We start from the raw sequence: 25,534 nt of genomic DNA, 5'->3' as shown, positions 1-25,534 counted from the left end.
GACCGCGCGTGACGAAGGAACGCGCAGCACGCGGGCGGCGCCCGCACACTGCGGGCGATGAGCCGGCCAAGCGCGAGGCGTCAGCGCGCAAGGAACGTCGGGTGGGTGGGAGCGCGCGTGGTGGGCGCGACGAAGGAGTGGCCGCGTGGCACGCGTGGGAAGGATCCAGTACTTCTTCTAGCTGTTCATGAAGCTCACGGTGCGGGAGAGGAGTTGGTTGGTGGTGGGCTGGTCGAAGAAGGTGATGAGGGCTTCGTAGGCGCCGGAGTCGGCGGCGGAGGCGTCTACGACGTAGCCGTAGTACCCGTCGGTGTAGCCGATGACTCGGGTGATGGGGTGGGTGCTGTCGGCTTGGAGGCCGGCGCCGTGGACGGCGAAGAGTTCGACCGGGAGGTTGACCCAGCAGACGTCGCCCATGGTCACGACGCTGACGGGGAGGTGGAGGGACTCCGGCAGGGATGCGGCGGCCATCCGGGCCTGGCCGCGGGCGCCGTCGAGGCGGGTTTGGGCGATGCGGCCGGACGGGTCGTCCTTGCCGTTCGCCCGGCCCTCCGCCGAGACGACGACCTCGGCTGCCTCGTCGGCCGTTGGGATGTCGCGGACGGCCAGGTCGAGCGTCGTACGGCGAATGGCCGGGGCCGACTGCGGTAACTCCAGGCCTGGCCCGGCCAGCGCCTCGCGGACGCGGCCGGCCAGCAGACCGCCGAGCCTGGCGACCTCCGCGGCGCCGCGGCCCTGGCGGGTGAACCGCGGGCTGACGTCACCGGCGGCACCTTGGAGGAACCCGACGACGGCTGGGGCGAGCGCGGCACGGGCGGCGCCTGGCCAGTCGGCGGAGTACTGGAGGTTCTCGGGACCGTAGGTGGTGGGGTGGCAGGCGAAGTCCAGGAGGACCGCCTCGAGCGAACCGTTCGTACCGTGCAGCGCGAGGATGCCGGCGGTGTTGTCGTGCGGGCCGGTGCGGCGGTGCCGGTTGGTGCCGACGCCGATCACTTCGACCGATCGCCACGAGGCGGTTACCGAGCGGCGCTCCAGGCTGGCGCCGCGGACCGAGGAGTCGAGGGCGTCGACGAGGTCGCGCTCCCGCTCGGCCGGGATGACGGGGTGGATCTCGCCGGCCCAGCCCGACGGGCCGGAGTGGGTGTGTGACGCGGAGACCACCACGTGTGACGGAGGGATGCCGGCCGCGGCGGCGGCTGCCGCGGAGAGTTCGGCGGCGAGATCCTTGCCGACGGCAATCGCATCCAGGGTGAGCCAGAGCACACCCGGGTCGTCCGCCGTACTCAGCCAGATGATGGTGGCTCGCAGTGGATCCGCAGTACCGGTTGCGGTACTGGCCCGGGCGGCGTACCCGTCGAGTCGGTGGCCCGGGGGCGGGGTGACGTCCAGGGACGTCGCGGCCAAGAGGAGTTCTGTCACGTGAGGGCTCCCGCGGTCGTCATACCGGCAATCATCCTGTGGTGGAAGGCAAGATAGCCGCCAGCACCTAAGGAATCGAGATGGTCAACCAGGTAACGCTTCTCGATGGTGTTCAGTACACGGGAAGCAGGTAGTCGTTCTACACGCCCGGCAACTGGAGAGTCCGAGGCTGACAAGCCGGGCCGGCACTCACGCGTTGCGTCGGCGCGCACACACAACGGCGGGTGGGGTCGGCTACGGGGTGGGGATTGCGGTGCGGAGGTAGGTGGTGGTGTCCATGGGGTTGGTGATTGCGGTGCCGACCACGACGGCGTAGGCGCCTGCCTCGCAGACGGCGCGGACGTCGTCGAAGGTGCGGATGCGGCCCTCCGCGATGACTGGGCAGTCGAGGTTGGTGGCGAGTTGGCGGACCAGGTCGACGTTAGGGCCAGGCGGTGTATGGCCGGTGGTGTAGCCCGCGAGGGTGGTGGCTATTAGGTCGGCGCCGGCGGATCGGGCGGCTTGGGCTGCGGGGAGGGTGTCTACGTCGGCCAGGACCGGGACGCCGAGTTCTTCGTGGATTCGGCGGATCTGGTGGGCGAGGGGATGGCCGTCGGGGCGGGGGCGGAGGGTGCCGTCGAGGGCGACGAGGTCGGCGCCGGCGGCGACTACGGCGGCTGCGGCCTCGTACGTCGGGGTGATGAAGACGCCGGCCGGATCACCCAGTTTGTGCAGGCCGATGATCGGGAGGTCGGTCACTGCCCGGATCGCCGCGATGTCGTCGGGTCCATTGGCGCGGATCGCACCGGCGCCGCCGGCCTCCGCGGCCTGGGCCATCAGGGCCATCGTGGCCGGTGAGTTGAGCGGGTTCCCGGGGCCGGCCTGGCAGGACACGACCAGGGTTCCGCGGGCGAGGGTTCTCATCGGCGATGGGTCACGATCAGGTCGGCGTACGGTCCGACCGGCCCGGTCGCGAGCCGCTCGGCGCCGTCGAGCGAGTTCCCGGCGGCCGGCGTCAGCTGCGCCCGCGGCGTCAGGGCCGCACGGACCGGGATCAGCAGCTGCTCGCCGGCGCCCGCGAACAGACCGCCGACGCAGGCAACCGGAACGGATCCCTCGCTGGCCAACTGTGCGACCGCCGCGCCGATCGTCTCCGCGATGTCCCCGGCGGCGCGTACGACGAGATCGTGAGCGACCGGGTCGCCTTCGGCGGCGCAGCGGAGTACCTCAGGAGCGAAGCGGGCGACGTCGTCGACCAGCGTCGAGGAGCGGTAGAGCGTGACCGGGTCGAGCGGGGTATCCGCGAGCTTGGTCACCGGACCGCGGCCGTCCCGCGCGCGCTGGACCGCGACCAGGCCGGCCCGGCCGATCGCGAACGCGCTGCCCGCGTCGCCGAACAGGTACCCGTGCCCGTCGAGCTTGCGCCACGTCCCGTCCCGGTCGACCGCGAGGCAGACCAACCCAGTGCCCGCGGCCACCACCACGCCGTACCCGTCGGGCAGGGCGCCGGCGTGCGCCGTCACCATGTCCTGGGTCAGCCGCACCTCGTCCGCGCCGAGCAACTCACAGATCTCCGCGGCGAACCCCTCGGCATTGCCCGCCGCCTGCGGGTAGCCGGTCAGGCCGAGCGCCACCACCTCGACCGGCCCGCTCACACCTGCCTCGGCCGCAGCCTCTCGGATCGCGGCCAGCATGCGTCCGGACGCATCCGGACCGTGCGTGTACCCGGGGCCCGTGCCGGTACGGCGTGACGGGAGGACTCGGAGTCTGAGGGCGGACTGACCGCCGTCGATGGCAATGCGGGTCATGCGCCGATCCAGTGCGAGTAGGTCTGCCAGGGAAGGTGCCCAGCAGCCTACCGACAGCTACTCCTCGATGTTCGACATCACGTGCTTGATGCGGGTGTAGTCCTCCAGGCCGTACATGGACAGGTCCTTGCCGTAGCCGGAGTGCTTGAAGCCGCCATGGGGCATTTCGGCGACGATCGGGATGTGGGTGTTGATCCACACGCACCCGAAGTCGAGCCGGCGGGCCATCCGGAGCGCACGGCCGTGATCGCACGTGAAGACGGAGGACGCCAGGCCGTACTCGACGCCGTTCGCCCAGCGCAGTGCCTCGTCCTCGTCCGTGAACCGCTGCACCGTGATCACCGGGCCGAAGATCTCCTGCTGGATCGCATCGTCGTCCTGCCGGAGTCCCGAGACCACTGTGGGCGCGTAGAAGTAGCCACGCTCGCCCACGGCAGCCCCGCCGGTACGGACCGTCGCGTGGTCGGGCAGGTTGTGGATGAAGCCACTGACCCGGCGGAGCTGGGCTTCGTTGTTCAGAGCGCCGTACGCCGCGTTCGGATCGTCAGGCATGCCGGTGTGGGTGTGGTTGGCCCGCTCGGTCAGTGCGTCGACGAACTCGTCGTGGATACGTGGACCGGCCAGTACGCGCGTCGCCGCGGTGCAGTCCTGTCCGGCGTTGAAGTAGCCCGCGTCCGCGATCGCCTGCGCGGCCTTCTCCAGGTCGGCGTCGTCGAACACGACCACGGGCGCCTTGCCACCCAGCTCGAGGTGGGTCCGCTTGAGCTGCCGGGCCGCACTCGATGCCACTTCCATCCCTGCCCGGACCGACCCGGTGATGGCGACCAACTGCGGGATCTCATGGTCCACCAGCGCCCGGCCGGTATCGCGATCGCCGCAGACCACGTTGAGCACACCCGGCGGCAGGAACTCGTTGCACAGCTCGGCCAGCAGCACTGTCGACGCCGGAGTGGTGTCACTCGGCTTGAGTACGACCGTGTTCCCGGCGGCCAGGGCCGGTGCGATCTTCCAGATCGCCATCATCAGGGGGTAGTTCCAGGGCGTCACCTGACCGACCACACCGATCGGCTCACGCCGGATCCACGACGTGTGACCGGCCATGTACTCACCGGCCGACCTGCCCTCCAGTACGCGCGCAGCACCGGCGAAGAACCGCAGCTGGTCCACGCACGGCGGCACCTCGTCGGTGGCGGTGATGGGCAGCGGCTTGCCGGTGTTCCGGCTCTCCACCGCGATGAACTCGTCCGCCCTCCGCTCCATCGCGTCCGCGATCCGGAGCAGTGCGAGCTGCCGTTCGGCCGGCGTGGAGTCCCGCCAGGTCTCGAAGGCCCGCGCGGCCGCGGTCATCGCCTTGTCGACGTCTTCCGGTCCGGACAGGGGTGCCCGGGTGTAGACGTCACCGGTCGCCGGCGCGATCACGTCGTACGTCGCACCGCTCAGCGCACCCACCGGCTTGCCGTCGACGATGTTGGTGAGGGTCTGCTCCATGACGTTCCCTATCTGCTCGATTGGTCCCCGAAGACGCACTCGCCCTCGACATAGGTCGCCCGCACCCGGGCCTCGGCGATCTCGTCCGGCGGCCCGGCGAACGGGTCGCGATCGAGGACCACCAGATCCGCGAGCGCCCCGGCCTCGATCCGCCCGGTGTCGTCGGCGTGGTTCAGCCAGGCGCTTCCCGACGTGTACGCCGCCAGCGCCGTGGCCAGGTCGAGCGCCTGTTCGGGCAGGAACGCGTCCGTGTCATCGTCCTGCCGGCGATTCACCGCAACATGGACGGCGGCCAACGGGTCCGGACTCGACACCGGCCAGTCCGAACCGGCCGCGAGCCGGGCGCCCGCCCGGGCCAGGTCACCGAACGGGTACTGCCACGCTGTCCGCTGCGGCCCGAGGTACGGGATGGTCAGGTCGACCATCTGCGTGTCGTACATCGCCCACAGCGCCTGCAGGTTCGCGGTGACCCCGAGCTGCGCGAAGCGACCGAGGTCGTCGGGATGGATCACCTGCAGATGCGCGATGTGGTGCCGGAGATCGCTGTCGCCGTTCTCGGTCAGGGCCGTCTCGAACGCGTCCAGCGCTTCCCGGACCGCCCGGTCGCCGATCGCGTGGATATGGACCTGGAAACCTTCCGCGTCGAGCCGCGTGACGTTGTGGCGGAGCTCGACCGGATCTACGAAGGACAGACCAGCGTTCGCGGTCCGGCAACCACAGCCGTCGAAGTACGGCTCGAGCATCCCGGCGGTGAAGTTCTCCGCGACGCCGTCCTGCATGACCTTGACGCTGTCCGCGCGGAACCGCGGGAACTTCAGGGCGTCCCGTCGTACCACCAGCTCCGGGATCTGCTCGGCGCCACGGTCGCGCTGCCACCAGAGTGCGCCGACCACGCGTGCGGTCAGGCGGCCGTCGCGCGCCAGTTCGACGTACGCCGGAGTCGCGTCGCCGAGATTCGCGTACGCACCGAGGATCGCGTCCTGCCAGCCGGTCACCCCGAGCGAGTGGAGATAGGCCTGGGCGTCCAGCAGGGCGTCGACCAGCTCGGCGTGGGTCGTCGGCGGGACCAGGCGGCCGACGAGATCCATCGCGCCCTCGTGCAGGGTTCCCGTGGCCGATCCGTCGGGGCCGCGCTCGATCCGCCCGTCGGCGGGGTCCGGCGTACGGGCGTCGATACCGGCCAGGGCGAGCGCCCGCGAGTTGACCCACGCGCCGTGGTGATCGGCGTTCACCAGGAAGGCCGGTCGGTCGCCGGTGACGGGGTCGAGGTCGGCCGCGGCCGGTGCGGCGCCCGGGAAATCGGGCTGGTGCCAGCCCCCGCCGAGGATCCACGGGACGTCCGGGTGCGTCGCGACGTACCGCGCGATCCGCTCCTGGTACGCCGGGAGTCCCGACGCCGGCGAGAGGTCGCAGTGGGCGCGTTCGAGACCGCCCTGCACGGGGTGGATGTGCGCGTCGACGAAGCCGGGGAGCAGCAGACCGCCGGCCAGGTCGACCACCTCGGTGTGCGGATCCCCGAGCTCGGAGAGATCGGGTCCGATCGCGCTGATCCGGCCGGAGCGGACCGCGACGGATGTGCTCGGCCGGTACCGCGACCCGTCGAACACCGAGCCGTTGACGAACAGCGTGTTCACCCGCCGACCTCCCCGACGTCCATTACTGATCGACTGATTCCGCATCAGATGCGGCCATGAACTGCTGACATCGACACAGTAGCGGCACTCTGGGCACGAAATCACTTGCCTGAACGCGAATTTCCAGGCACGATGGCGGGCAACGGCCAGCCTGAGACGAGGGATAACCCATGCCGTCCGACAAGCTCGACGACGCCGACTTCGCCCACCTGCAGCAGTCGGCCCGCGATCACCTGTGGATGCACTTCACCAGGCTTTCGAGCTACCAGTCCGGCGAGGTGCCGGTCATCGTCCGCGGCGACGGCGTCTACATCTACGACGCCCGCGGCAAGCGGTATCTGGACGGTCTGGCCGGCCTGTTCGTCAGCCAGCTCGGCCACGGGCGGACCGAGCTCGCCGAGGCGGCGGCCAAACAGGCCGCGGAGCTGGCGTTCTTCCCGCTGTGGTCGTACGCGCATCCCAAGTCGATCGAGCTGGCCGAGCGGATCGCCGGCTACGCGCCGGGCGACCTCAACCGGGTCTTCTTCACCAGCGGTGGCGGCGAGGCCGTCGAGACCGCCTGGAAGCTGGCCAAGCAGTACTTCAAGCTGACGGGCAAGCCCGGCAAGCACAAGGTGATCAGCCGTGCGATCGCCTACCACGGCACCACCCAGGGTGCCCTGTCCATCACCGGGCTGCCGGAGTTGAAGGCGCCGTTCGAGCCGTTGGTGCCTTCGACGTTCCGGGTGCCCAACACGAACATCTACCGCGCCCCGATCCACGGCGACGACCCGGCCGCGTTCGGCCGCTGGGCCGCCGACCAGATCGCGGTCGCGATCGAGAACGAGGGCGCCGACACCGTCGCCGCCGTGTTCCTCGAACCCGTGCAGAACGCGGGCGGTTGCTTCCCGCCGCCGCCCGGGTACTTCGAGCGGGTCCGCGAGATCTGCGACGAGTACGACGTACTGCTCGTCAGCGACGAGGTGATCTGCGCGTTCGGCCGGCTCGGGCACATGTTCGGCGCCGAGCGGTACGGCTACCAGCCGGACATGATCACCTGCGCGAAAGGCATCACCTCCGGCTACTCACCGCTCGGCGCGATGATCGCGACCGACCGGCTGATCGAGCCGTTCCTGCACGGCGACACCACGTTCGCCCACGGCTACACCTTCGGTGGCCACCCCGTATCCGCCGCGGTCGCGCTGACCAATCTGGACATCTTCGAGCGCGAAGGCATCAACGAGCACGTCCGGAGCCGGGAGGGGGATTTCCGGGCGACACTCGAGAAGCTGCTCGATCTGCCCATGGTCGGTGACGTCCGCGGCGCTGGGTACTTCTACGGGATCGAACTGGTCAAGGACAAGGCGACCAAGGAGACCTTCAACGACGAGGAGTCCGAGCGACTGCTGCGCGGGTTCCTCTCCAAAGCCCTCTTCGACGCCGGCCTCTACTGCCGCGCCGACGACCGCGGCGACCCCGTCATCCAGCTCTCCCCACCCCTGATCTGCGACCAGGCCCACTTCGACGAAATGGAACAAATCATCCGAGCCGTCCTCACCGAGGCCGAGTCGAAGCTGTAGCCGGGCGTACTGGGTCCAGCCCACGCGTGCTACCGCACGCGTGACTACCCCGTGGTCCCGGCAACCGTGGTGGGTGAGCGGCACGATCGAGCGCCGGGTAACGCACTGCCGGCACCTGAGCATCGCCGGCAGTTCCTGGGACCAGCAGGCCGCGAGACCATCGGAGCTGCCGGTGGGCGGGCGTCTTTGCTGCGTGGGGTGCGCGTTGTGGGGCGTATCGTCGGTGGAGGGGGGCGAGATGACGATGGTGACGGTTGCGGCTGTGCAGGCGGCGTACGTGCTGATGGATCGCGCGGCGACGCTTGCCAAGGTGGAGGAGTTGCTGGCGGACCCCGCGGTACGGGCGGCCGACCTGGTCGTGTTTCCCGAGGCGTTCGTGCCTGGTACGCCGATCTGGATCGACGGGCCGCCGATCTGGGACGGTGACGAGCAGTGGTTCGCGATGCTGGCCGACCAGGCCGTCGTCGTACCGAGCGAGACCACCGACCGGCTCGGGGCAGCGGCCCGGCAAGCCGGCGTCTACCTGGTGATCGGGATCAACGAACGCGAGCCCACGGGGAGCACGATCTACAACACGCTGTTGTACTTCGATGCTGAGGGCAACCTTCTCGGCAAGCATCGCAAGCTGATGCCGACCGGCTCGGAGCGCACCGTGTGGGGTATGGGCGACGGCTCGATGCTCGAGACCTACCCGACCCCGTTCGGGCGGATCGGCGGGCTGATCTGCTGGGAGAACTACATGCCGCTGGCCCGGTTCTACCTCTACTCGCAAGGTGTCGACGTGTGGGTGGCGCCGACGCTGGCCAGAGGTGACGGCTGGATCGCGACCATGCGCCACATCGCCCGCGAAGGCCGCTGCTACGTGATCGGCGCGAATCCGTGCCTGCGTGTCGACCAGATCCCCGCGGATTTCCCCGACCGGGACCGAGTGTGGCGAACCGATCCGGACGACCCCGACTGGGTCGAGCCCGGCAACACGGTAATCGTCGGCCCGAACGGAGAGATCCTCGCCGGACCTGCTCGGCACGCCGAGACCGTATTGGTCGCGGAGCTGGATCTCGCCCAGGTGCGTTCGGCGCGGCGGATGTTCGACCCGGTCGGCCACTACCACCGCCCCGACGTCTTCCGCCTCGCCGTCGACACCGCGCCGCGACCCGTTGTCACCACCCTCCACAACAACCTCCCCGACGACTGACCATCTCTTGCGGCCAGGGCCGGCCTGCAGTGCAGGCCGGCCGTGGCGTTCCGGCGGGTCAGGTTGTGGCGTGGGCTGCGGTCAGGATCAGGTCTTCGACCTTGTCCGGGTGCGAGATCATCGGGACGTGGGACGCGTTCACCACGACGAGGTGCGCGTGGGCACGCTGAGCCATGAACAGTTGTGCCTGGAACGGGATCGCCATGTCGTCCCGGCCGGCCAGATACCAGGTCGGAATGGTCGACCAGGCCGGCGAGGGTCCAGACGGTGCGTCGCCGACCGCGAGTGCGAGCGGACGCTGCTCGACCGCCATCAGGTTGGTCAGCTTGGCCGGTACGTCGGCGGCGGGGCGGCCTGGGCAGTTCGCGTGATCGCGGTTCGGTTGTGGACGGACGCCAGTCAGGGGTAGAACGCGCGCGGCAGCGCGCAGGCCGCGGGCGTAGCCCGCAGAAGTACGGGTGGGTGGGAGCGCGCGTAGCAGGCGCGACGAAGGAGCGACTGCTGCAGCACGCGTGGGTCGACAGCTGCAGCACGCGTGGGTGGACCGCGGTTAGAAGTCGAAGCCGAGGCCCATGCGGTCGAGGGTTCGGAGCCAGAGGTTGCGTTTGCCGGCGTGGGCGTCGGCTCGGGACATGGACCAGCGGGTGAGGTGGATGCCGGCTGTGCGGAGGGGTTCGGGTGGGAAGGGGAGGGGGCGTTCGCGGACCATGCGGAGGCGGGTTCGGTCGGTGTCTTCGGCGTACAGGAGGTCGAGCATGACGTCGGCGCCGAAGCGGGTGGCGCCGACTCCGAGACCGGTGTAGCCGAGGGCGTACCCGATCCGGCCGGAGTGCGCCGTACCGAAGAACGCGCAGAAGCGGGTGCTGGTGTCGATCACGCCGCCCCAGCGGTGGGTGAAGTGCAGGCCCTCCAACTGGGGGAAGGTGGTGAAGAAGTGCTTGCCGAGCATCGCGTGGATCGAGTGGCGGAGTTCGAACGCCGGGTCGATGCGGCTGCCGAAGTGGTACAGCGGGAGGTAGCCGCCCCACAGGATCCGGTCGTCGCGGGTCAATCGGTAGTAGTGGAAGAGGTTCGACGCGTCGCCGACACCTTGGCGGTGCCGCCAGCCGATCGACGACAGTTGTGCGGAGGACAACGGTTCTGTCACCAGCACCAGGTCGTAGACGGGCACGGTGTACAAGCGCAACCGCCGCAGCAGCGAGGGAAACGCGTTCGTGGCCAGCGCGATCCGGTCCGCGCGTACGGAGCCGGTCTCCGTCCACACCGCCTTGCTGTGCAGCCGAGTCACCCGGCTGTGTTCGTGAATTCGTACGCCGAGTTCGACGCAAGCCCGGCGTAGTCCCCAGGCCAGCCGGGCCGGCTCGACCAGAGCGGTCCGGTGGGGATCGGACAGCGCGCCCAGGTAGGTCGGCGAGTTGAGCTCGGCGCGGGCCTCTTCCTGGTCCAGCAGCGTGACGCCGGGACGCTCCTCAGCCTCCTCCGCCAGTTCGTCCAGGTGGTGCGGCGCGGTGGCGACGGTGAGCTCGCCGGTTCGTTGCCAATCGCAATCGATGCCGAAGTCCCTGATCGTGTGACCGATGGCCCTGAGGTTGTCGGCGCCCAGCCGCTCGAGCTGATCGACCTCGTCCGGCCAGCGGGCCCGGCCGTTGCCGAAGCCGTGGGTGAGGCTGGCGTCGCAGAAGCCGCCGTTGCGTCCGCTGGCCGCGGATCCACAGGTGTCGCCCTCCAGCAGTACGACGTCGAGCGACGGGTACCGCTCCTTCGCGCGCAGCGCCGTCCACAGACCGGTGTAGCCGCCACCGATCACCACCAGGTCGGCCTCGGCCGGTCCGAGGAGTGCCGGCGCGGGCTCTGGCGCGGACCTGTCGTCGAGCCAGAACACCCGCGGCTCGGCGTCAGCGAGTGCGGCCAGCTTCATCGGACCCGTCGGCGCCGGGCGAGTTCGCCGCCTAGTACGAGGACGAGCGCCAGCAGGAACATCGCCGTACCGACGACGTTGATCTGCGGCGGGATGTCGCGTTGTGCCGAACCCCAGACGAACATCGGGAACGTCACCGTGGTGCCGGCGTTCAGGTTCGTGATGATGAAGTCGTCGAAGGACAGCGAGAAGCTCAGCAGCGCCGCGGCCACGATGCCCGGCAGGACCAGGGGGAACGTGATCCGCCAGAACGTCTGCCACTCGTTCGCGTAGAGATCCATCGCCGCCTGTTCGAGCCGCGAATCCATCCCGGTCAGTCGTGCCTTGACCGTGACGACGACGAACGACAGGCAGAACATCACGTGCGCGATCAGCACCGTCCAGAACCCGAGCCGCCCGCCGAAACCGCTGGAGACGAACAGCGCCAGCAGCGACGAGCCGAGCACGATCTCCGGCGAGGCCATCGGCAGGAAGATGAACAGGTTGGTGGCCGACCGCCCACGGAAGCGGTGCCGCACCATCGCGAACGCCATCAACGTCCCCAGCGCCGTGGCGATCACCGTCGACAGCAAGCCGATGCGCAACGACGTACTCACGGCGTCGCACAGGCCGAACGGGCGGCACGGGTGCTGCCAGTTCGCCCAGGTGAAACCGTCGAACGTGTAGGACAACTTGCTCTTCGGCGCGTTGAACGACATCAGCATCACGACGAGGATCGGCGCGAACAGGTAGAGCAGCACGAGCAGGGCGAACATCATGACCAGGTTCCGGCTGATCCAGCGACCGACTCTCATACCAGTTCCTCCGTCCCGGCGCGGCGGACGTAGAACAGGACAAGGACGACGATCGCCGCCATCAGCGTGACCGACAGCGCGGCCGCGGTCGGGTAGGCGCCGGCCGCGAACAGGCGCTGGATGTCGTTGCCGATCATCCGCTGCTTCGGCGTACCGAGGAGCTGGGCGTTGATGTAGTCGCCGGCCGACGGGATGAAGGTGAGCAGTGTGCCCGCGACCACCCCGGGCATCGACAGCGGCAGCGTCACGGTCCGGAAGGTCGTGAACGGATTGGCGAACAGGTCGCCACCCGCCTCGATCAACCGGGGATCGATGCGTTCCAGGCTCGCGTAGAGCGGGAGCACCATGAACGGCAGGAAGTTGTACGTCAGCCCGGTGACGACCGCGGCCGTGGTGGCGAGCAGCCGGCCGTCCGAGCCGAGGATGTGCAGCCACTTGAGCGTGTCGACGACGAACCCGTTGTCGCTCAGCAGCAGCTTCCACGACAGCGTCCGGATCAGGAAGCTGGTGAAGAACGGCGCGATCACCAGCGCCAGCATCAGGTTCCTCCACCGGCCGGCCTTCATCGCGATCGCGTAGGCGAGCGGATACCCGAGCACCAGGCAGAACGCCGTGGTGATCAGCGCGTACCACAGCGACCGCCCGAACGGCCGGGCGTAGTCGGCCATCGTGTCGACGAAGTTCTGGAAGTGCCAGGTCATCTTGAACCCGGACTCGATCGACCCGTTCGGGTCGTACAAACTGGCCGCGAGCAACGACACCAGCGGTATGACGAAGAACAGCAGCAGCCACAGCCCACCCGGAAGCAACAGCAGGTACGCCGTCAGCCGCCGGCCGGACCGCTCCGTCTTGGCGGCCGGGTTCGCGGTCGCCGCACCCAGTTGGCCGACCGCACTCATCCGGCACCACCCGGTCCGTCGATCTCCTCGACCCCGGCCCGCGCGTCCTGCTCCGCGTCGAGTACGAACGTGTGCGCCGGCTGCCAGTGCAGATCGACGGAGTCCCCGACCGCGAACGTCCCGCGGGCGCCCGTGTTCTGCTCGAAGATCGTCAGCTCCTGGTCCCACGGCAGCTTCGCCAAGTACTGCGTACTGACGCCGACGTAACTCACATCGGTGACGACCGCGCCGCGGAGCTGGTTCGCCCCGTTGCTCTGCTCGGTGCCGGTCCGGGCCAGGAACACCTTCTCCGGCCGGATCCCCATCCAGACGTCGCCCTCGGTGACCCGGCAGCGGGGCAGCGGCACCGTCACCTTGCGACCGTGCACGTCCACCACGAGGTTCTGGTCGGCCTGGCCGATGATCGAGGCCCGGATCAGGTTGGACTGGCCGAGGAAGTTCGCCACGAACGTGGTCGCGGGCAGGTCGTAGAGCTCGGTCGGCGTACCCATCTGCTCGATCACGCCGGCGTTCATCACCGCGATGGTGTCGGCCATCGTCATGGCCTCCTCCTGGTCGTGGGTGACGTGCACGAACGTGATGCCGACCTCGGTCTGGATCCGTTTCAGCTCCAGCTGCATCTGCCGGCGCAGCTTGAGGTCGAGGGCGCCGAGCGGCTCGTCCAGCAGCAGCACCTGCGGGCGGTTGATCAGCGCGCGGGCCAGCGCGACTCGTTGCTGCTGGCCACCGGACAGCTGGGCCGGCCGGCGCTTGCCGTACGTGCCGAGCTCGACCAGGCCGAGCATCTCGTTCACCTTCGGCTTGAAGTCCTTGACTCCCCGCCGCTTCAGCCCGAACGCGACGTTCTCGAAGATGTCGAGGTGCGGGAACAGCGCGTAGTTCTGGAACACCGTGTTGACCGGCCGCTTGTACGGGCGCAGTCCGCTGATCTCCCGCTCCCCCAGCTTGATGCTGCCGGCGCTCGGATCCTCGAGCCCGGCGATCATCCGCAACGTGGTGGTCTTGCCGCAGCCGGACGGGCCGAGCAGGGCGAAGAACGTGCCGGCCGGCACGGTCAGATCCAGGTTGTCGACGGCCTTGTGTGCGCCGAAGGCCTTGCTTATGCCCGTCAGGACCAGGTCGCCCGACTGGGGCGGCGGGGCGGGCGAAGTGCTCGATACAGTCATATCAGCCCCCGATCGCAAGGTTGAAGTCGGTTTCGTAGAGGGCCGCCTTGGCCGTGTCGAGCGGCATGAACGACGACGTCTTGGACAGCGTCTCCTCGTCGGGGAAGATCAGCGGGTCGTCGACCACGTCGGGATCGACCGTCTCCATCGCCTTGCGGGCTCCGGTGACCGGGCAGATGTAGTTGACCCAGTCCGCGAGCGTCGCGGCCACCATGGGCTCGTAGTAGTAGTTCATCAGAGCCTCGGCGTTGGCTTTGTGGGTCGCCTTGTTCGGCACCAGCATGTTGTCCGACCACAGATTCAGGCCCTCCTCGGGCACCACGAACTTGATGTCGGGGTTGTCGGCCTGCATCGCGATCACGTCACCGGACCAGGCCTCGCAGGCGGCGATGTTGCCGGCGTTCAGGTCCTGCACGTAGTCGTTGCCGGTGAAGCGGCGGATCTGCCCGGTGCCGACGACGTCCTCGAGCTTCTCCAGGGCCTTGCTCCACTCCGCGTCGTTGAACTTGGACGGGTCGGCGCCGACCAGCCGGAGCATGAACGACATGGTGTCCGGCATCTCCGACAGCAGCGTGATCCGGCCCTTCAGGTCCTCCCGGCTGAGCAGGTCGGCGAAGCTGCCGACTTCCTTGGTGACCTTCGCGTTGTAGGCGATCCCGGTCAGGCCGCTCTGCCACGGGACGCTGTAGTCGCGGTTCGGGTCCCAGCTCGGTGCCTTGAGTTTGGCCAGCAACTGCTGGTCGACGTTCGGGATCTTGGCGTGGTCGAGTTTCTGGATCCAGCCCAGCCCGATCATCCGCGCCGCCATCCAGTCGGTCAGCACGAAGATGTCGCGGCCGCACGACTGGCAACTGCCGAGCTGGTCGCGCACCTTCGCGTAGAACTCGGCGTTGTCGTTGACGTCGGCCGTGTAGGTGACCTTGATACCGGTCCGGCTCTGGAACTCCTCCAACGTCGGCAGCACCGTCTTGCCGTTGACCTTCTCGTCGGACTCGTCCATGTAGCTCGGCCAGTTCGAGAAGTTCAGCTGCTTCTGTGTTGCCGACTCGTCGGTGCTGATGCAACTGTCCGCACTCTGCTTGGCCGGTGGAATGCCGCACCCCGTCAGCACCCCGCCCAGCCCGAGGGCGGACAACGACATCCCCTTCAGCACCGACCGGCGCCCCACGACGCGTTGGTGACGAGGACTCATCGGACCCCCTAGAAAGCGTCTTTCGCGGGCGATACTGTCAAACCGGACCGATCTAGACAAGGGATTCCGAAGTTCTTCGCTCATTTCGCAACGAATTCCGCTTCGGCGACTTGCTGACGCCCCGTCCCACTGAAAGGATTCGGCCGTGGCAGTGCGAACGGGGAACCCCGACAAGAACCAGACCTTGCTGGACGACACCTCCAAGGCGATCATCGAGCAGCTCCAGCTGGACGGACGGCGCTCGTACGCCGCGATCGGCAAGGCCGTCGGCCTGTCCGAGGCGGCGGTCCGGCAGCGCGTGCAGCGGCTGACCGAGGCCGGCGTGATGCAGGTGGTCGCGGTCACCGATCCGCTCGAGCTCGGGTTCGACCGGCAGGCGATGATCGGGATCAAGGCCGAGGGCGCGCTGGAGCCGATCGCCGACGAGCTCGCGAAGATGGACGAGGTCGAGTACGTCGTGATCACGGCCGGCTCGTTCGACATCCTGGCCGAGGTGCTGTGCGAGAGCGACGATCACCTGCTGCAGGTGCTGTCCGAGCGGGTCCGGCAGATCGAGGGCGTGCGGGCGACGGAGACGTTCGTCTATCTGAAGCTGGTCAAACAGACCTATTCCTGGGGTGTGCGCTGAACCTCTGGTCCGCGGAGTCAGGCGACGGACGATCCGCGCTCGCCGGTGACCGGGACGCCGACGTGGTGATCGTCGGCGCCGGGTACACCGGCCTGTGGACGGCGTACTACCTGGCGAAGGCCGATCCGTCGCTGCGCGTCGTCGTACTCGAGGCGCAGACGGCCGGGTTCGGGGCGTCAGGACGCAACGGTGGTTGGTGTTCCGCGCTGTTCCCGGTGTCGTCGCGGCGGTTGGCGTCGCTGCCCGGGTCGAGCCGGGAGGCGGCGATCGAGCTGCATCGGGCGATGCAGGCGACGGTGAACGAGGTCGGACTCGTGACCGCCGCGGAAGGGATCGACTGCGACTACCACAAGGGCGGGACGATCGTGCTGGCCCGGACGCCGGTCCAGCTCGCGCGGGCCCGGGCGGAGGTGGAGTCCGCGCACGAGTGGGGTCCGGGTGATCTTCGCTTCCTGACGCCGGACGAGGTCGCGGCGAAGGTGCGGGCGACGAAGGTGCTCGGGGCAACGTTCACGCCGCACTGCGCGGCGATCCACCCGGGCAAGCTGGTGCGCGGACTCGCTGCGGTCGTGGAGCGGCTGGGAGTGACGATCCACGAGCATACGCCGGTACACACGATCGCGCCCGGTCGCGCGATCACCCCGTACGGCGTGGTGCGGGCGGACATCGTGGTCCGGGCGACGGAGGGATTCACGCCGGGGCTGGACGGGGAGTCGCGGGCGGTCGTGCCGGTGTACTCGCTGATGGTCGCGACGGAGCCACTGTCCGCGGAGGTGTGGGATCGCATCGGGCTGACTGATCGGCCGACGTTCAGTGATCACCGGCATCTGATCATCTACGGGCAGCGGACGGCGGACGGGCGGCTCGCGTTCGGCGGGCGGGGTGCGCCGTACCACTTCCGGTCGCGGATCAAGCCGTCGTACGACCAGGCGCCGCGGGTGTTCCGGAAGCTGCAGGGGACTGTGCGCGAACTGTTCGATCTGGAGGGCGTGCAGTTCACGCATGCGTGGGGTGGACCGTTGGGCATACCGCGGGATTGGTGTGCCTCGGTCGGGCTCGATCGCGGTACCGGGGTGGCGTGGGCCGGCGGGTTCGTCGGCGACGGCGTGAGTACGACGAATCTCGCCGGGCGGACGCTGACGGATCTGATCCTCGAGCGCGACACCGGGCTGACGCGGCTGCCGTGGGTCGGGCATCGGTCCCGGCGGTGGGAGCCTGAGCCGCTGCGGTGGCTCGGGATCAACGCCGGGCTGCGGGCGATGACGTTCGCCGACACCGAGGAACGGGTGACTCGCCGCGAGAGCTTGATCGCGCGGTTGATGGCGCCACTGATCGGTGGCGACCCGCTTACTTGGCGGCTGAGGCGGTGAGGTGGCCGGCCTCGGCGAGCAGGGTGGTCAGCGGGAGGCCGGTCAGCGGGATGCTCGGGTGGGCCCAGTCGTTGAGGATCGGGTCCTCGGTGGTGAGGTGGCCGGCGAGTTCGGTCCGGCTGAGCTCGAAGATGTGCGCCGGGTTGCCGGTCAGGTCGACCACGGTCTGCATCAGCCGGCCGGCCTGGTCCTCCCACAGCACATCGCCCGAATCCAGGTGGTCCGGCCGGATCAGCAGCAGCTCGACATCACTGTCCAGATCACCTTCGCCGCGCGCGACCGCGCCGTACACACTGGCGTGCACCGGCGGGATCCGCCAGCCGCTGATCTCGTCCGCGAGCCGGCTGATCAACGTACCGCGCAAGTCGGCGAGGAACTCCACCGCCGGGGCCACGAGGTGCTTGCGATTGAGTCGATAGAGCAACGAGTTGCCCAGGTCGTCGACATGCACCAGCCCGGTCGCCGCCAGCCGCTGCAACACCAGCCGCACCCCCGCGACACTCCCCGACCCCGCCAGCTTGTGAATCTGCCGCCCCGACAGCCCTTCCTCACTCCGCGCCAGCACCAGCAGCACAGGCCCGTCCAACGACGGCACGACAGTACTGATCGGGCTCCCGAGATCCATGATCCGCCCACCCTAGTAACCCCCCACCCAACCAAGTAATCACCATGACGAGTCAGGCGTTTACAGCTCCGCGCGACTGCGGGCCGGTGCATGGTGTGCCGTTCGTGGTGGGCGGGGCCGGCGTCGGTCGCAGGGAAGTCACAACGCCGGCCCCGCCGATCGAGGGGAACGTCTTCATCTCAGCGGTAGGACCGCTCAGCGGGGAGATGCAAAGACCGTGCACTCGGCAACGACCCGTGCAGAACCCGTGCACTCACGCGCGAACCGCAGGCCGAAGCGCCTGTTCGCTCTGCCATCCACCGGCTACTGTGAGTGGACCGGACCAGTGCTTCTGAAGAGGCTGCATGAATTCGCCCAACGAGTTGCTCGCGTCGCTGCTGGATGAGGCAGGCTGCTCACGCAGCGCCCTCGCACGCGACGTTCGCCAACTCGCGGCCGCCCGGGGACTCGATGACGTGCGCTGCGACCACGTCGACGTCGGCCGCTGGCTGAAAGGGATGGTCCCGCGTGGCACAAAGCCGGTTCTGATCGCCGACGCACTCGGGCGTCGGCTGGGCCGCGTTCTGTCGCTCAGCGATCTCGGCTTCGCGGCCGCACAGCCGCTGACGCTCGGCCTGACCTTCTCCGAGTCGCGCGACACGACAGCGCGGACTTCTCGCACGCTCTGGACAGAGGACTTGAGACGCTCGGACTTCCTCCGCATGGCAGTCACGGCGGGCGCGCTGACGACGCCGATGGCCCGGTGGCTGGTCTCGCCCCCGGCCGATCCGCCGTACGGTAAGCGCGGAACCCGTCGAGTCGGCGCCGACGACGTTGCCGCGGTGCGTGCGACCCTGCAGATGTTCGAACGGCTCGATCACCAGTTCGGCGGCGGTCACGCGCGAACTGCCGCCGTTCAGTATCTGAATGACGCCGTCACACCGCTCCTGCAGGCGAACTACAGCGACGCGATCGGCCGCGAGTTGTTCTCGGTCGCGGCCCAGTTCACCTACAAGACCGGAGCCATGGCGTACGACGTCGGCCTGCACGGACTCGCCCGGCGCTACTTCGTCCAGGCACTGAATCTTGCTCACGCCTCGGGGGATCGACCGCTGGGTGGGAAAGTCCTCGCGCTGATGAGCCACCAGGCCAACTACCTCGGTGAGTACCGGGAAGCCGTTGACCTGGCGAGGGCAGCGGCCCTCGGAGCGGGTGCCGACGCCACCCCGCGGGTCAGGTCGATGTACGCCGCCATGGAGGCGCGCGGACTGGCAAGCATCGGGGACAAGCGCGCCTGCCTGCGGATGATGAGGCAGGCCGAGACCACCTTCGCGAAGAGCGCCGAGGTTGATGAGCCGGACTGGATCGGGTACTTCGATCAGGCCGAACTCCATGACGAACTGGCACATTGCTTCACCGCACTCCGTGCACCCCGAGAAGCTGAGCGGCACGCGCACGCCGCGCTCGGACAGTCCACCGACCTGCATCCGCGGAGCCGCACGTTCTGCCGGATCTCACTCGCCACGTCCTATCTGGCTGCGGGCGACGTACCGCAGGCCTGCGACACAGCAGGAGAGGCGCTGGAGGCCGCAGGGAGGATCAAGTCCGCACGGGTCCGGAAGTACGTGCGTACCTTCGACAACGCGCTGAACAGCTTCGGGAGCCACCGGACGATCTCGGAGTTCCGGGAACGGGCACGGGAGATCTTGGCGGTCGCGTCCTGAGGGTCAGGTCCCAGGTGTCCACGACCTTGGGGCCTCCGGCTCGCGCAGGGAGGCGATGCGGCGGGCGGCTTCTTCTGTCAGGCGAGGCTCTCGGACGAGGCGGCTGAGCAACCACGCGGTCATCCGGAACTCGCGCAGCGCGGCGAAGACGGCGAACCCGTCCCAGGTCCGCACGTCCCACCCGTACGCGTCGACGAAGGCGCCGTACTCGGACTCGCTGTACCAGCCGAGCCTTCGATAGACCGCTGGTACGACGAGGTCCCACTCACGCGGACCGACACTGAACCGCTCCAAGTCCAGCAGTACGGCGACGCCGTCACTCCCACGGATCGCGTTCTTCCGGTTGGCATCGCCATGGATGACGCACACCGGCAGACCATCACTCACCCGCGCATGGTCCTGCCGCAGCTCCGCCAACCGCTCAGCCAGGAATCGACGATCACCGGCCGCAAGTGCCCCATCAGCCGCCGCGAGGTGCTCCTCGATCCGGACGAACGGATCCAGCGCGGGGATGTCGAAGTCCGACGGAACGGGCAGACCGTGTAGCTGCCGGAGCAGCCGCGCGAGCTCCGCCGTACTAGCCATGGACGCGTCCGGCACCTCGTGCCAGAGAGTCACAACGCACGAGTCCACGGTCAGGGGCTGGTCGACCGATTCCAGCGGCCGCACCGCCGGCACTCCCTGGGCTGCGAGCCACGCTCCAGTGCGGACCTCACGGGAGGCCCGGTCGTACGCCGCGGCGCTTGCTATCCGAGCCACCACCCGCCCGGGCAACCGGAAGACCGCGTTGTCGGCAATCGGCCCGAGCAACTCGAGCCCAGCGCTCTCCATGTCCAGCTTCCGGGCGACAGCCTGAGCCACCTCTACCGCGACCATCCGGTCAACTGCCTCAGCCATGCCGGAAGTCTCTCAGGCAAAAACAAGCACTCTTGATTCTTTTTGTGAGGCGTGCCAGTCTCGGCTGCACGATCCCCGGCAAGGGAGTGCGGCGTGCTACTGGACGAAGTGCTGGCTGATTTGTGGGCCGAGAGTGCTGAGTTGGATCGGCTGGTGGGTGGGCTGGCGGCTGAGGGGTGGGCGACGCCTACGCCGGCTGAGGGGTGGACGATCGCGCATCAGATCGCTCATCTCGCCTGGACTGATGAGGCGGCGCACCTTGCCGCGACCGATCCTGAGGGGTTCAAGGCCTCGTTGCGGAAGGCGGCCGCCAATCCGACCGGGTATGTGGATGATGGTGCGGCCGAGGGGGCGGCGTTGCCGCCGGACCAGTTGCTGCCGTACTGGCGGGAGACGCGGGCCGAGCTCGCCCAGGCGCTGAAGAAGGTGCCGGACAAGGAGAAGGTCCTCTGGTACGGGCCTCCGATGAGCCCGGCCTCGATGGCAACCGCGCGGTTGATGGAGACCTGGGCACACGGGCAGGACGTGTTCGACGCGCTCGGGGTGCAGCGCCAGCCGAGCAACCGGCTGCGGCATGTCGCGCACCTCGCCGTCCGGACGCGTGACTTCGCCTACCTGCTCAACGACCGCACCCCACCGGCCGAACCGTTCCACGTGGAACTCACCGGTCCGGACGGCGACACCTGGACCTGGGGTCCGGAGGACGCCACGCAGCGGGTGACCGCGCCGGCGCTCGACTTCTGCCTGCTGGCGACGCAACGCCGGCACCGCGACGACCTCGCCGTGCGCGCGCAGGGCGCTGACGCCGAGGAGTGGCTCGGGATCATCCAGGCCTTCGCCGGGCTGCCGGGGAAGGGCCGCGAAGCCGGGCAGTTCGGATGACCGAGCCCCTCCGCATCGGCAACGCGTCCGGGTTCTACGGCGACCGGTTCAGCGCGGTCCACGAGATGCTCACCGGCGGGCCGCTCGACGTCCTGACCGGCGACTACCTGGCCGAGCTGACCATGCTGATCCTCGGCCGCGACCGGCTGAAGGACCCGTCGCTCGGGTACGCGCGAACCTTCCTCAAGCAACTCGAGACCGGTCTGGGCGAGGCACTCGACCGCGGTGTGAAGATCGTCAGCAACGCCGGCGGCCTCAACCCCGCCGGACTCGCGCAGGCGATCCAGGAACTCGCCGACCGCCTCGGACTCCATCCGAAGATCGCGTACGTCGAAGGCGACGACCTCCTAACCCGCACCGGAGAGCTCGACCTCGGCACCCCGCTCACCGCCAACGCCTACCTCGGCGCCTGGGGGATCGCGGAGGCCCTCCAGTCCGGCGCGGACGTGGTCGTCACCGGCCGCGTCACCGACGCTTCGGTGATCGTCGGGCCGGCCGCCGCCCACCACGGCTGGAAGCGGACCCAGTACGACGAACTCGCCGGCGCCGTCGCAGCCGGGCACGTGATCGAGTGCGGCTGCCAGGCGACCGGCGGCAACTACGCGTTCTTCAGTGAGATCCGCGACCTCGGCCGGCCCGGTTTCCCGATCGCGGAGATCCACGCCGACGGCACCAGCGTGATCACCAAGCACGACAACACCGGCGGCGCGGTCACCATCGACACGGTCAAGGCCCAGCTGCTCTACGAGATCACCGGCGCCCGGTACGCCGGTCCGGACGTCACCACGCGTCTCGACACGATCGAGCTCGACGCCGACGGGCCGGACCGGGTCCGGATCTCCGGTGTCCGCGGTGAGCCGCCGCCACCGACGTACAAGGTGTCGTTGAACAGCGTCGGTGGGTTCCGCAACGAGGTGGACTTCGTGCTCACCGGGCTCCAACTGGAGGAGAAGGCGGAGCTGGTCAAGGCACAACTCGAGCGCGCCCTCCCGCAGCGGCCGGCCGAGTTGACCTGGACGCTGGCGTGGACCGAGAAGCCGAACGCCGCCTCCGAGGAGGAGGCCAGCGTGTTCCTCCGGTGCGCGGTGAAGGATCCGGATCCGAAGGTCGTCGGCCGGGCGTTCTCCAGTGCGGCGATCGAGCTGGCGCTGGCAAGCTACCCGGGCTTCCACGTGACCGCGCCGCCCGGCGACGGTTCGCCGTACGGCGTGTTCCGGGCCGGGTACGTCGACATCCACGAGGTGGAGCACGTCGTCGTACTCCCTGACGGGAGCCGCAAGACGGTCGAGCCCGCGGCCGAGACGCAACCGCTCACGGACGTCGAGGACATCGCGTTGCCGATCCCGTTGCCGCAGCTCGCGTCGAGCGGGCGACCGCGTACGCGTGAGGTCCCGCTCGGCCGGATCGCCGGCGCGCGGTCCGGTGACAAGGGCGGCGATGCGAACGTCGGCGTGTGGGTGCGGGAAGAGAAGGCGTGGCGCTGGCTCGCGCACGCGCTGACAGTCGAGCTCTTCCAGGAGCTTCTCCCGGAGACCAAGGACCTGACGGTCACGCGCTATGTCTTCCCGAATCTCTGGGCGGTCAACTTCGTGGTCGAGGGACTGCTCGGTGAGGGTGTCGCGGCGCAGGCGCGCTTCGATCCGCAGGCGAAGGCGGTCGGCGAGTGGCTGCGGTCCCGGTACGTCGACGTGCCGGAGGTCCTGCTGTGAGCGACTTCCGCGAGTCCGTCCGGCGGTTCATGGCCGCCGAGGTGCTGCCGTCGCTGGACGACTGGGAGCGGGCCGGCGAGTTGCCGCGGGAGCTGCACGAGAAAGCGGGCCGGCTCGGGCTGCTCGGGGTCGGTTTCCCGGAGGCGGTCGGCGGTGGCGGCGGTTCGCTGCTCGACGCGATCGCGGTCGTCGAGGAGATGCACTACGCCGGCGGGTCCGGCGGGCTGGTCGCCTCGCTGCTGACCTGCGGGATCGCACTCCCGCACATCGTTGCTGCTGGCAACCAGGAGCAGATCGAGCGGTGGGTGCGGCCGACCCTCGACGGTGAGTTGATCGGCGCGCTGGCGATCACCGAACCCGACGGCGGCTCGGATGTCGCCTCGCTGCGGACGACCGCCCGGCGCGATGGCGACGTGTTCGTCGTGAATGGCGCGAAGACGTACATCACCTCCGGCTGCCGCGCGGACTTCGTCACCACCGCGGTCCGCACCGGCGGGCCGGGTGCGCACGGGATCAGCCTGCTGGTGATCGAGCGGGGGATGCCGGGGTTCGAGGTGTCGCGGAAGCTGGAGAAGCTGGGGTGGCTGTGTTCGGACACGGCTGAGTTGTCGTTCACGGATGTTCGCGTGCCGGCGGGGAATCTGGTCGGGGCCCTGAACTCTGGGTTCGTGCAGTTGGCGGTGAACTTTGTCGCGGAGCGGTTGACGCTTGCCGTGCAGGCGTACGCGGGGGCTCAGCGAGCCCTGGATCTGACGGTCGAGTGGTGCCGGAATCGGGAGACGTTCGGCCGGCCGCTGATCTCCCGGCAGACCGTGCAGCACACGCTGACCGAGATGGCTCGCCGGGTCGACGTCGCCCGGGTCTACGTGCACTCTGTCGCCGAGCGGGCCGCCCGGGGTGAGGACGTGATCGCCGAGACGTGCTTCGCCAAGAACACCGCGGTCGAGGCTGGGCAATGGGTCTGCGACCAGGCGCTCCAGCTGCACGGCGGCCTCGGCTACATGCGGGAGGCTGAGGTGGAGCGCCAGTACCGCGACCAGAAGACCCTCGCCATCGGCGGCGGCACCACCGAGATCCTCACCGGCCTCGCCTCGAAACGACTGGGGTTTGGATGAGTAATCGCGAGGCGATGCTGGAGAAGCTCGCTGCGTTGGACGCCGAGCATGCGAAGGCGCTGGCGGGTGGTGGTGAGAAGTACGTCGAGCGCCACCACAAGCGCGGCAAGTTGCTGGCGCGGGAGCGGATCGAGCTGCTGCTCGACCCGGACTCGCCGTTCCTCGAGCTGTCGCCGCTGGCCGGCTGGGGATCGGACTTCACCGTCGGCGCGAGCCTGGTGATCGGGATCGGCGTGGTCTGTGGCGTCGAGTGCCTGATCAGCGCGAACGACCCGACGGTCAAGGGCGGCTCCAGCAATCCCTGGACACTCCGCAAGGCGTTGCGGGCGGACGAGATCGCGCGGGCGAACCGGTTGCCGGTGATCAGCCTGGTCGAGTCCGGCGGCGCGGACCTGCCGACGCAGAAGGAGATCTTCATCCCCGGCGGCGCGATGTTCCGCGATCTGACCCGGTTGTCGGCCGAGGGGATCCCGACCATCGCGCTGGTGTTCGGCAACTCGACCGCGGGCGGCGCGTACATCCCGGGCATGAGCGACTACGTGGTGATGGTCGACGGTGGTGCGAAGGTGTTCCTGGCCGGTCCGCCGCTGGTGAAGATGGCGACCGGCGAGGACGCCGACGACGAGTCGCTCGGTGGCGCGTCGATGCATGCCCGGAAGTCCGGTCTGGCCGACTACTTCGCGGTGGACGAGCAGGACGCGATCCGGCTCGGGCGGCAGATCGTGTCGCGGCTGAACTGGCGGAAGCTGGGTCCGTCGCCGGCTTCGTCGTACGCCGAGCCCCTCCACGACACCGATGAGCTGCTCGGGATCGTGCCCGGGGACCTGAAGATCCCGTTCGATCCGCGGGACGTGATCGCTCGCGTGGTGGACGGGTCGGTGTTCGACGAGTTCAAGCCGCTGTACGGGTCGTCGCTGGCGACCGGGTGGGCGTCCGTGCACGGATATCCGGTGGGGATTCTCGCGAACGCCCGCGGGGTGCTGTTCAGCGAGGAGTCGCAGAAGGCGGCGCAGTTCATCCAGCTGGCGAACCGGGCGAACACGCCGCTGATCTTCCTGCACAACACCACCGGCTACATGGTCGGGCAGGAGTACGAGCAGGGCGGGATCATCAAGCACGGTGCGCAGATGATCAACGCGGTCTCCAACTCGAAGGTGCCGCACATCTCGATCCTGATGGGAGCGTCGTACGGCGCCGGGCACTACGGGATGTGTGGCCGGGCGTTCGATCCGCGCTTCCTGTTCGCGTGGCCGTCGGCGAAGTCGGCGGTGATGGGACCGCAGCAGCTCGCCGGGGTGCTGTCGATCGTCGCCCGGGCCGCGGCGGAGGCGAAAGGGCAGCCGTACGACGAGCAGGCGGACGCCCAGATGCGCGCGTACGTCGAGGGCCAGATCGAGGCGGAGTCGCTGCCGATGTTCCTGTCCGGCCGCCTGTACGACGACGGCGTGATCGACCCTCGGGACACACGTACTGTGCTCGGGATCTGCCTGTCCGCCATCCACTCCGCTCCGGTCGAAGGCACGTCCTCCTTCGGCGTCTTCAGGATGTGACGCG

21 protein-coding genes and 1 pseudogene are annotated in these 25,534 nt (G+C 68.9%); 9 read left to right on the top strand and 13 right to left on the bottom strand.

Annotated features, from left to right (window positions below):
• Window positions 1–177: 177 nt before the first annotated feature.
• The 5 genes from ACZ6O0_RS40730 to ACZ6O0_RS40710 all read right to left on the bottom strand — a co-directional run bounded on the left by ACZ6O0_RS40730 (window position 178) and on the right by ACZ6O0_RS40710 (window position 6,328).
• Window positions 178–1,419 (bottom strand): hypothetical protein, encoded by a 1,242-nt coding sequence (locus ACZ6O0_RS40730; protein WP_465770438.1) that lies wholly within the window; start codon window positions 1,417–1,419, stop codon window positions 178–180.
• A gap of 234 nt (window positions 1,420–1,653) precedes the next feature.
• Window positions 1,654–2,322, bottom strand: coding sequence for an N-acetylmannosamine-6-phosphate 2-epimerase (locus ACZ6O0_RS40725; protein WP_465770437.1), 669 nt, complete (start codon window positions 2,320–2,322; stop codon window positions 1,654–1,656).
• The gene (locus tag ACZ6O0_RS40720) at window positions 2,319–3,206 is read right to left on the bottom strand and encodes an N-acetylglucosamine kinase (RefSeq protein WP_465770436.1); all 888 of its coding nucleotides are present in this window, start codon (window positions 3,204–3,206) and stop codon (window positions 2,319–2,321) included. Before ACZ6O0_RS40720 ends, ACZ6O0_RS40725 begins: the two co-directional genes overlap by 4 nt.
• 57 nt (window positions 3,207–3,263) lie before the next feature.
• Entirely contained in the window at window positions 3,264–4,694 is a 1,431-nt protein-coding gene (locus tag ACZ6O0_RS40715) for a gamma-aminobutyraldehyde dehydrogenase (RefSeq protein ID WP_465770435.1), read from the bottom strand.
• 8 nt (window positions 4,695–4,702) lie between these two features.
• Complete coding sequence (locus ACZ6O0_RS40710; protein ID WP_465770434.1) at window positions 4,703–6,328, bottom strand: amidohydrolase; 1,626 nt, start codon at window positions 6,326–6,328, stop codon at window positions 4,703–4,705.
• Window positions 6,329–6,498: 170 nt separating this feature from the next.
• On the opposite strand from ACZ6O0_RS40710, the gene ACZ6O0_RS40705 reads away from it, so the two are divergent.
• Both ACZ6O0_RS40705 and ACZ6O0_RS40700 read left to right on the top strand, forming a co-directional pair.
• Complete coding sequence (locus ACZ6O0_RS40705; protein WP_465770433.1) at window positions 6,499–7,887, top strand: aspartate aminotransferase family protein; 1,389 nt, start codon at window positions 6,499–6,501, stop codon at window positions 7,885–7,887.
• A gap of 238 nt (window positions 7,888–8,125) precedes the next feature.
• Window positions 8,126–9,082, top strand: a complete 957-nt coding sequence (locus ACZ6O0_RS40700; RefSeq protein ID WP_465770432.1) for a carbon-nitrogen hydrolase family protein — start codon at window positions 8,126–8,128, stop codon at window positions 9,080–9,082.
• A gap of 58 nt (window positions 9,083–9,140) precedes the next feature.
• On the opposite strand, the pseudogene ACZ6O0_RS40695 reads toward ACZ6O0_RS40700, so the two are convergent.
• The 6 genes and pseudogenes from ACZ6O0_RS40695 to ACZ6O0_RS40670 all read right to left on the bottom strand — a co-directional run.
• Window positions 9,141–9,575 (bottom strand): annotated as a pseudogene (locus ACZ6O0_RS40695) (alpha/beta fold hydrolase); the annotation flags it as partial.
• A 57-nt stretch (window positions 9,576–9,632) separates the two neighbouring features.
• The gene (locus ACZ6O0_RS40690; protein WP_465770431.1) at window positions 9,633–11,000 is read right to left on the bottom strand and encodes an NAD(P)/FAD-dependent oxidoreductase; all 1,368 of its coding nucleotides are present in this window, start codon (window positions 10,998–11,000) and stop codon (window positions 9,633–9,635) included.
• Window positions 10,997–11,794, bottom strand: coding sequence for an ABC transporter permease (locus ACZ6O0_RS40685; RefSeq protein ID WP_465770430.1), 798 nt, complete (start codon window positions 11,792–11,794; stop codon window positions 10,997–10,999). Before ACZ6O0_RS40685 ends, ACZ6O0_RS40690 begins: the two co-directional genes overlap by 4 nt.
• Window positions 11,791–12,693, bottom strand: coding sequence for an ABC transporter permease (locus ACZ6O0_RS40680; protein WP_465770429.1), 903 nt, complete (start codon window positions 12,691–12,693; stop codon window positions 11,791–11,793). Before ACZ6O0_RS40680 ends, ACZ6O0_RS40685 begins: the two co-directional genes overlap by 4 nt.
• On the bottom strand, window positions 12,690–13,859 hold the full coding sequence (locus tag ACZ6O0_RS40675; protein ID WP_465770428.1) for an ABC transporter ATP-binding protein: 1,170 nt from the start codon (window positions 13,857–13,859) through the stop codon (window positions 12,690–12,692). Before ACZ6O0_RS40675 ends, ACZ6O0_RS40680 begins: the two co-directional genes overlap by 4 nt.
• Before the next feature lies 1 nt (window position 13,860).
• Window positions 13,861–15,051 carry a polyamine ABC transporter substrate-binding protein gene (locus ACZ6O0_RS40670; RefSeq protein ID WP_465770427.1) on the bottom strand — a complete coding sequence of 397 codons (1,191 nt, stop codon included), beginning with the start codon at window positions 15,049–15,051 and terminating at the stop codon, window positions 13,861–13,863.
• Window positions 15,052–15,196: 145 nt separating this feature from the next.
• On the opposite strand from ACZ6O0_RS40670, the gene ACZ6O0_RS40665 reads away from it, so the two are divergent.
• On the top strand, window positions 15,197–15,679 hold the full coding sequence (locus ACZ6O0_RS40665; RefSeq protein ID WP_465770426.1) for an Lrp/AsnC family transcriptional regulator: 483 nt from the start codon (window positions 15,197–15,199) through the stop codon (window positions 15,677–15,679).
• Window positions 15,680–15,741: 62 nt separating this feature from the next.
• Window positions 15,742–17,049 carry an NAD(P)/FAD-dependent oxidoreductase gene (locus ACZ6O0_RS40660; protein WP_465770425.1) on the top strand — a complete coding sequence of 436 codons (1,308 nt, stop codon included), beginning with the start codon at window positions 15,742–15,744 and terminating at the stop codon, window positions 17,047–17,049.
• Here ACZ6O0_RS40660 and ACZ6O0_RS40655 read toward each other — a convergent pair.
• Complete coding sequence (locus ACZ6O0_RS40655) at window positions 17,027–17,674, bottom strand: nucleotidyltransferase family protein (protein WP_465770424.1); 648 nt, start codon at window positions 17,672–17,674, stop codon at window positions 17,027–17,029. The two genes, ACZ6O0_RS40660 and ACZ6O0_RS40655, sit on opposite strands and share 23 nt — an antisense overlap.
• Before the next feature lie 344 nt (window positions 17,675–18,018).
• On the opposite strand from ACZ6O0_RS40655, the gene ACZ6O0_RS40650 reads away from it, so the two are divergent.
• On the top strand, window positions 18,019–19,377 hold the full coding sequence (locus tag ACZ6O0_RS40650; protein ID WP_465770423.1) for a hypothetical protein: 1,359 nt from the start codon (window positions 18,019–18,021) through the stop codon (window positions 19,375–19,377).
• Window positions 19,378–19,380: 3 nt separating this feature from the next.
• Here the strand turns inward: ACZ6O0_RS40650 and ACZ6O0_RS40645 are convergent, their stop codons facing one another.
• Window positions 19,381–20,274, bottom strand: coding sequence for a phosphotransferase family protein (locus ACZ6O0_RS40645; RefSeq protein ID WP_465770422.1), 894 nt, complete (start codon window positions 20,272–20,274; stop codon window positions 19,381–19,383).
• Between the two features lie 93 nt (window positions 20,275–20,367).
• Here ACZ6O0_RS40645 and ACZ6O0_RS40640 point away from each other — a divergent pair, with 93 nt between their 5' ends.
• The 4 genes from ACZ6O0_RS40640 to ACZ6O0_RS40625 are packed head-to-tail and all read left to right on the top strand — an operon-like array spanning window position 20,368 to window position 25,530.
• Window positions 20,368–21,156: a TIGR03084 family metal-binding protein gene (locus ACZ6O0_RS40640; RefSeq protein ID WP_465770421.1), complete on the top strand. Its 789-nt coding sequence runs from the start codon at window positions 20,368–20,370 to the stop codon at window positions 21,154–21,156.
• Window positions 21,153–22,865, top strand: coding sequence for an acyclic terpene utilization AtuA family protein (locus ACZ6O0_RS40635; RefSeq protein WP_465770420.1), 1,713 nt, complete (start codon window positions 21,153–21,155; stop codon window positions 22,863–22,865). Before ACZ6O0_RS40640 ends, ACZ6O0_RS40635 begins: the two co-directional genes overlap by 4 nt.
• Window positions 22,862–23,980: an acyl-CoA dehydrogenase family protein gene (locus tag ACZ6O0_RS40630; protein ID WP_465770419.1), complete on the top strand. Its 1,119-nt coding sequence runs from the start codon at window positions 22,862–22,864 to the stop codon at window positions 23,978–23,980. Before ACZ6O0_RS40635 ends, ACZ6O0_RS40630 begins: the two co-directional genes overlap by 4 nt.
• Complete coding sequence (locus tag ACZ6O0_RS40625; RefSeq protein WP_465770418.1) at window positions 23,977–25,530, top strand: acyl-CoA carboxylase subunit beta; 1,554 nt, start codon at window positions 23,977–23,979, stop codon at window positions 25,528–25,530. Before ACZ6O0_RS40630 ends, ACZ6O0_RS40625 begins: the two co-directional genes overlap by 4 nt.
• The last annotated feature ends 4 nt before the right edge of the window (window positions 25,531–25,534 follow it).

The sequence above is a fragment of the Kribbella sp. NPDC048837 genome (genome assembly GCF_055586945.1).
Note: the sequence above shows the minus strand (reverse complement) of the source record. Positions and strands in the feature narration are given on the sequence as shown.

Coding starts and splice junctions, on each gene's coding strand:
- ACZ6O0_RS40685 (WP_465770430.1), bottom strand. CDS start 11,794: ATGAGAGTCGGTCGCTGGATCAGCCGGAACCTGGTCATGATGTTCGCC.
- ACZ6O0_RS40700 (WP_465770432.1), top strand. CDS start 8,126: ATGACGATGGTGACGGTTGCGGCTGTGCAGGCGGCGTACGTGCTGATG.
- ACZ6O0_RS40680 (WP_465770429.1), bottom strand. CDS start 12,693: ATGAGTGCGGTCGGCCAACTGGGTGCGGCGACCGCGAACCCGGCCGCC.
- ACZ6O0_RS40625 (WP_465770418.1), top strand. CDS start 23,977: ATGAGTAATCGCGAGGCGATGCTGGAGAAGCTCGCTGCGTTGGACGCC.
- ACZ6O0_RS40725 (WP_465770437.1), bottom strand. CDS start 2,322: ATGAGAACCCTCGCCCGCGGAACCCTGGTCGTGTCCTGCCAGGCCGGC.
- ACZ6O0_RS40720 (WP_465770436.1), bottom strand. CDS start 3,206: ATGACCCGCATTGCCATCGACGGCGGTCAGTCCGCCCTCAGACTCCGA.
- ACZ6O0_RS40705 (WP_465770433.1), top strand. CDS start 6,499: ATGCCGTCCGACAAGCTCGACGACGCCGACTTCGCCCACCTGCAGCAG.
- ACZ6O0_RS40715 (WP_465770435.1), bottom strand. CDS start 4,694: ATGGAGCAGACCCTCACCAACATCGTCGACGGCAAGCCGGTGGGTGCG.
- ACZ6O0_RS40655 (WP_465770424.1), bottom strand. CDS start 17,674: ATGGATCTCGGGAGCCCGATCAGTACTGTCGTGCCGTCGTTGGACGGG.
- ACZ6O0_RS40635 (WP_465770420.1), top strand. CDS start 21,153: ATGACCGAGCCCCTCCGCATCGGCAACGCGTCCGGGTTCTACGGCGAC.
- ACZ6O0_RS40675 (WP_465770428.1), bottom strand. CDS start 13,859: ATGACTGTATCGAGCACTTCGCCCGCCCCGCCGCCCCAGTCGGGCGAC.
- ACZ6O0_RS40690 (WP_465770431.1), bottom strand. CDS start 11,000: ATGAAGCTGGCCGCACTCGCTGACGCCGAGCCGCGGGTGTTCTGGCTC.
- ACZ6O0_RS40670 (WP_465770427.1), bottom strand. CDS start 15,051: ATGAGTCCTCGTCACCAACGCGTCGTGGGGCGCCGGTCGGTGCTGAAG.
- ACZ6O0_RS40645 (WP_465770422.1), bottom strand. CDS start 20,274: ATGGCTGAGGCAGTTGACCGGATGGTCGCGGTAGAGGTGGCTCAGGCT.
- ACZ6O0_RS40650 (WP_465770423.1), top strand. CDS start 18,019: ATGAATTCGCCCAACGAGTTGCTCGCGTCGCTGCTGGATGAGGCAGGC.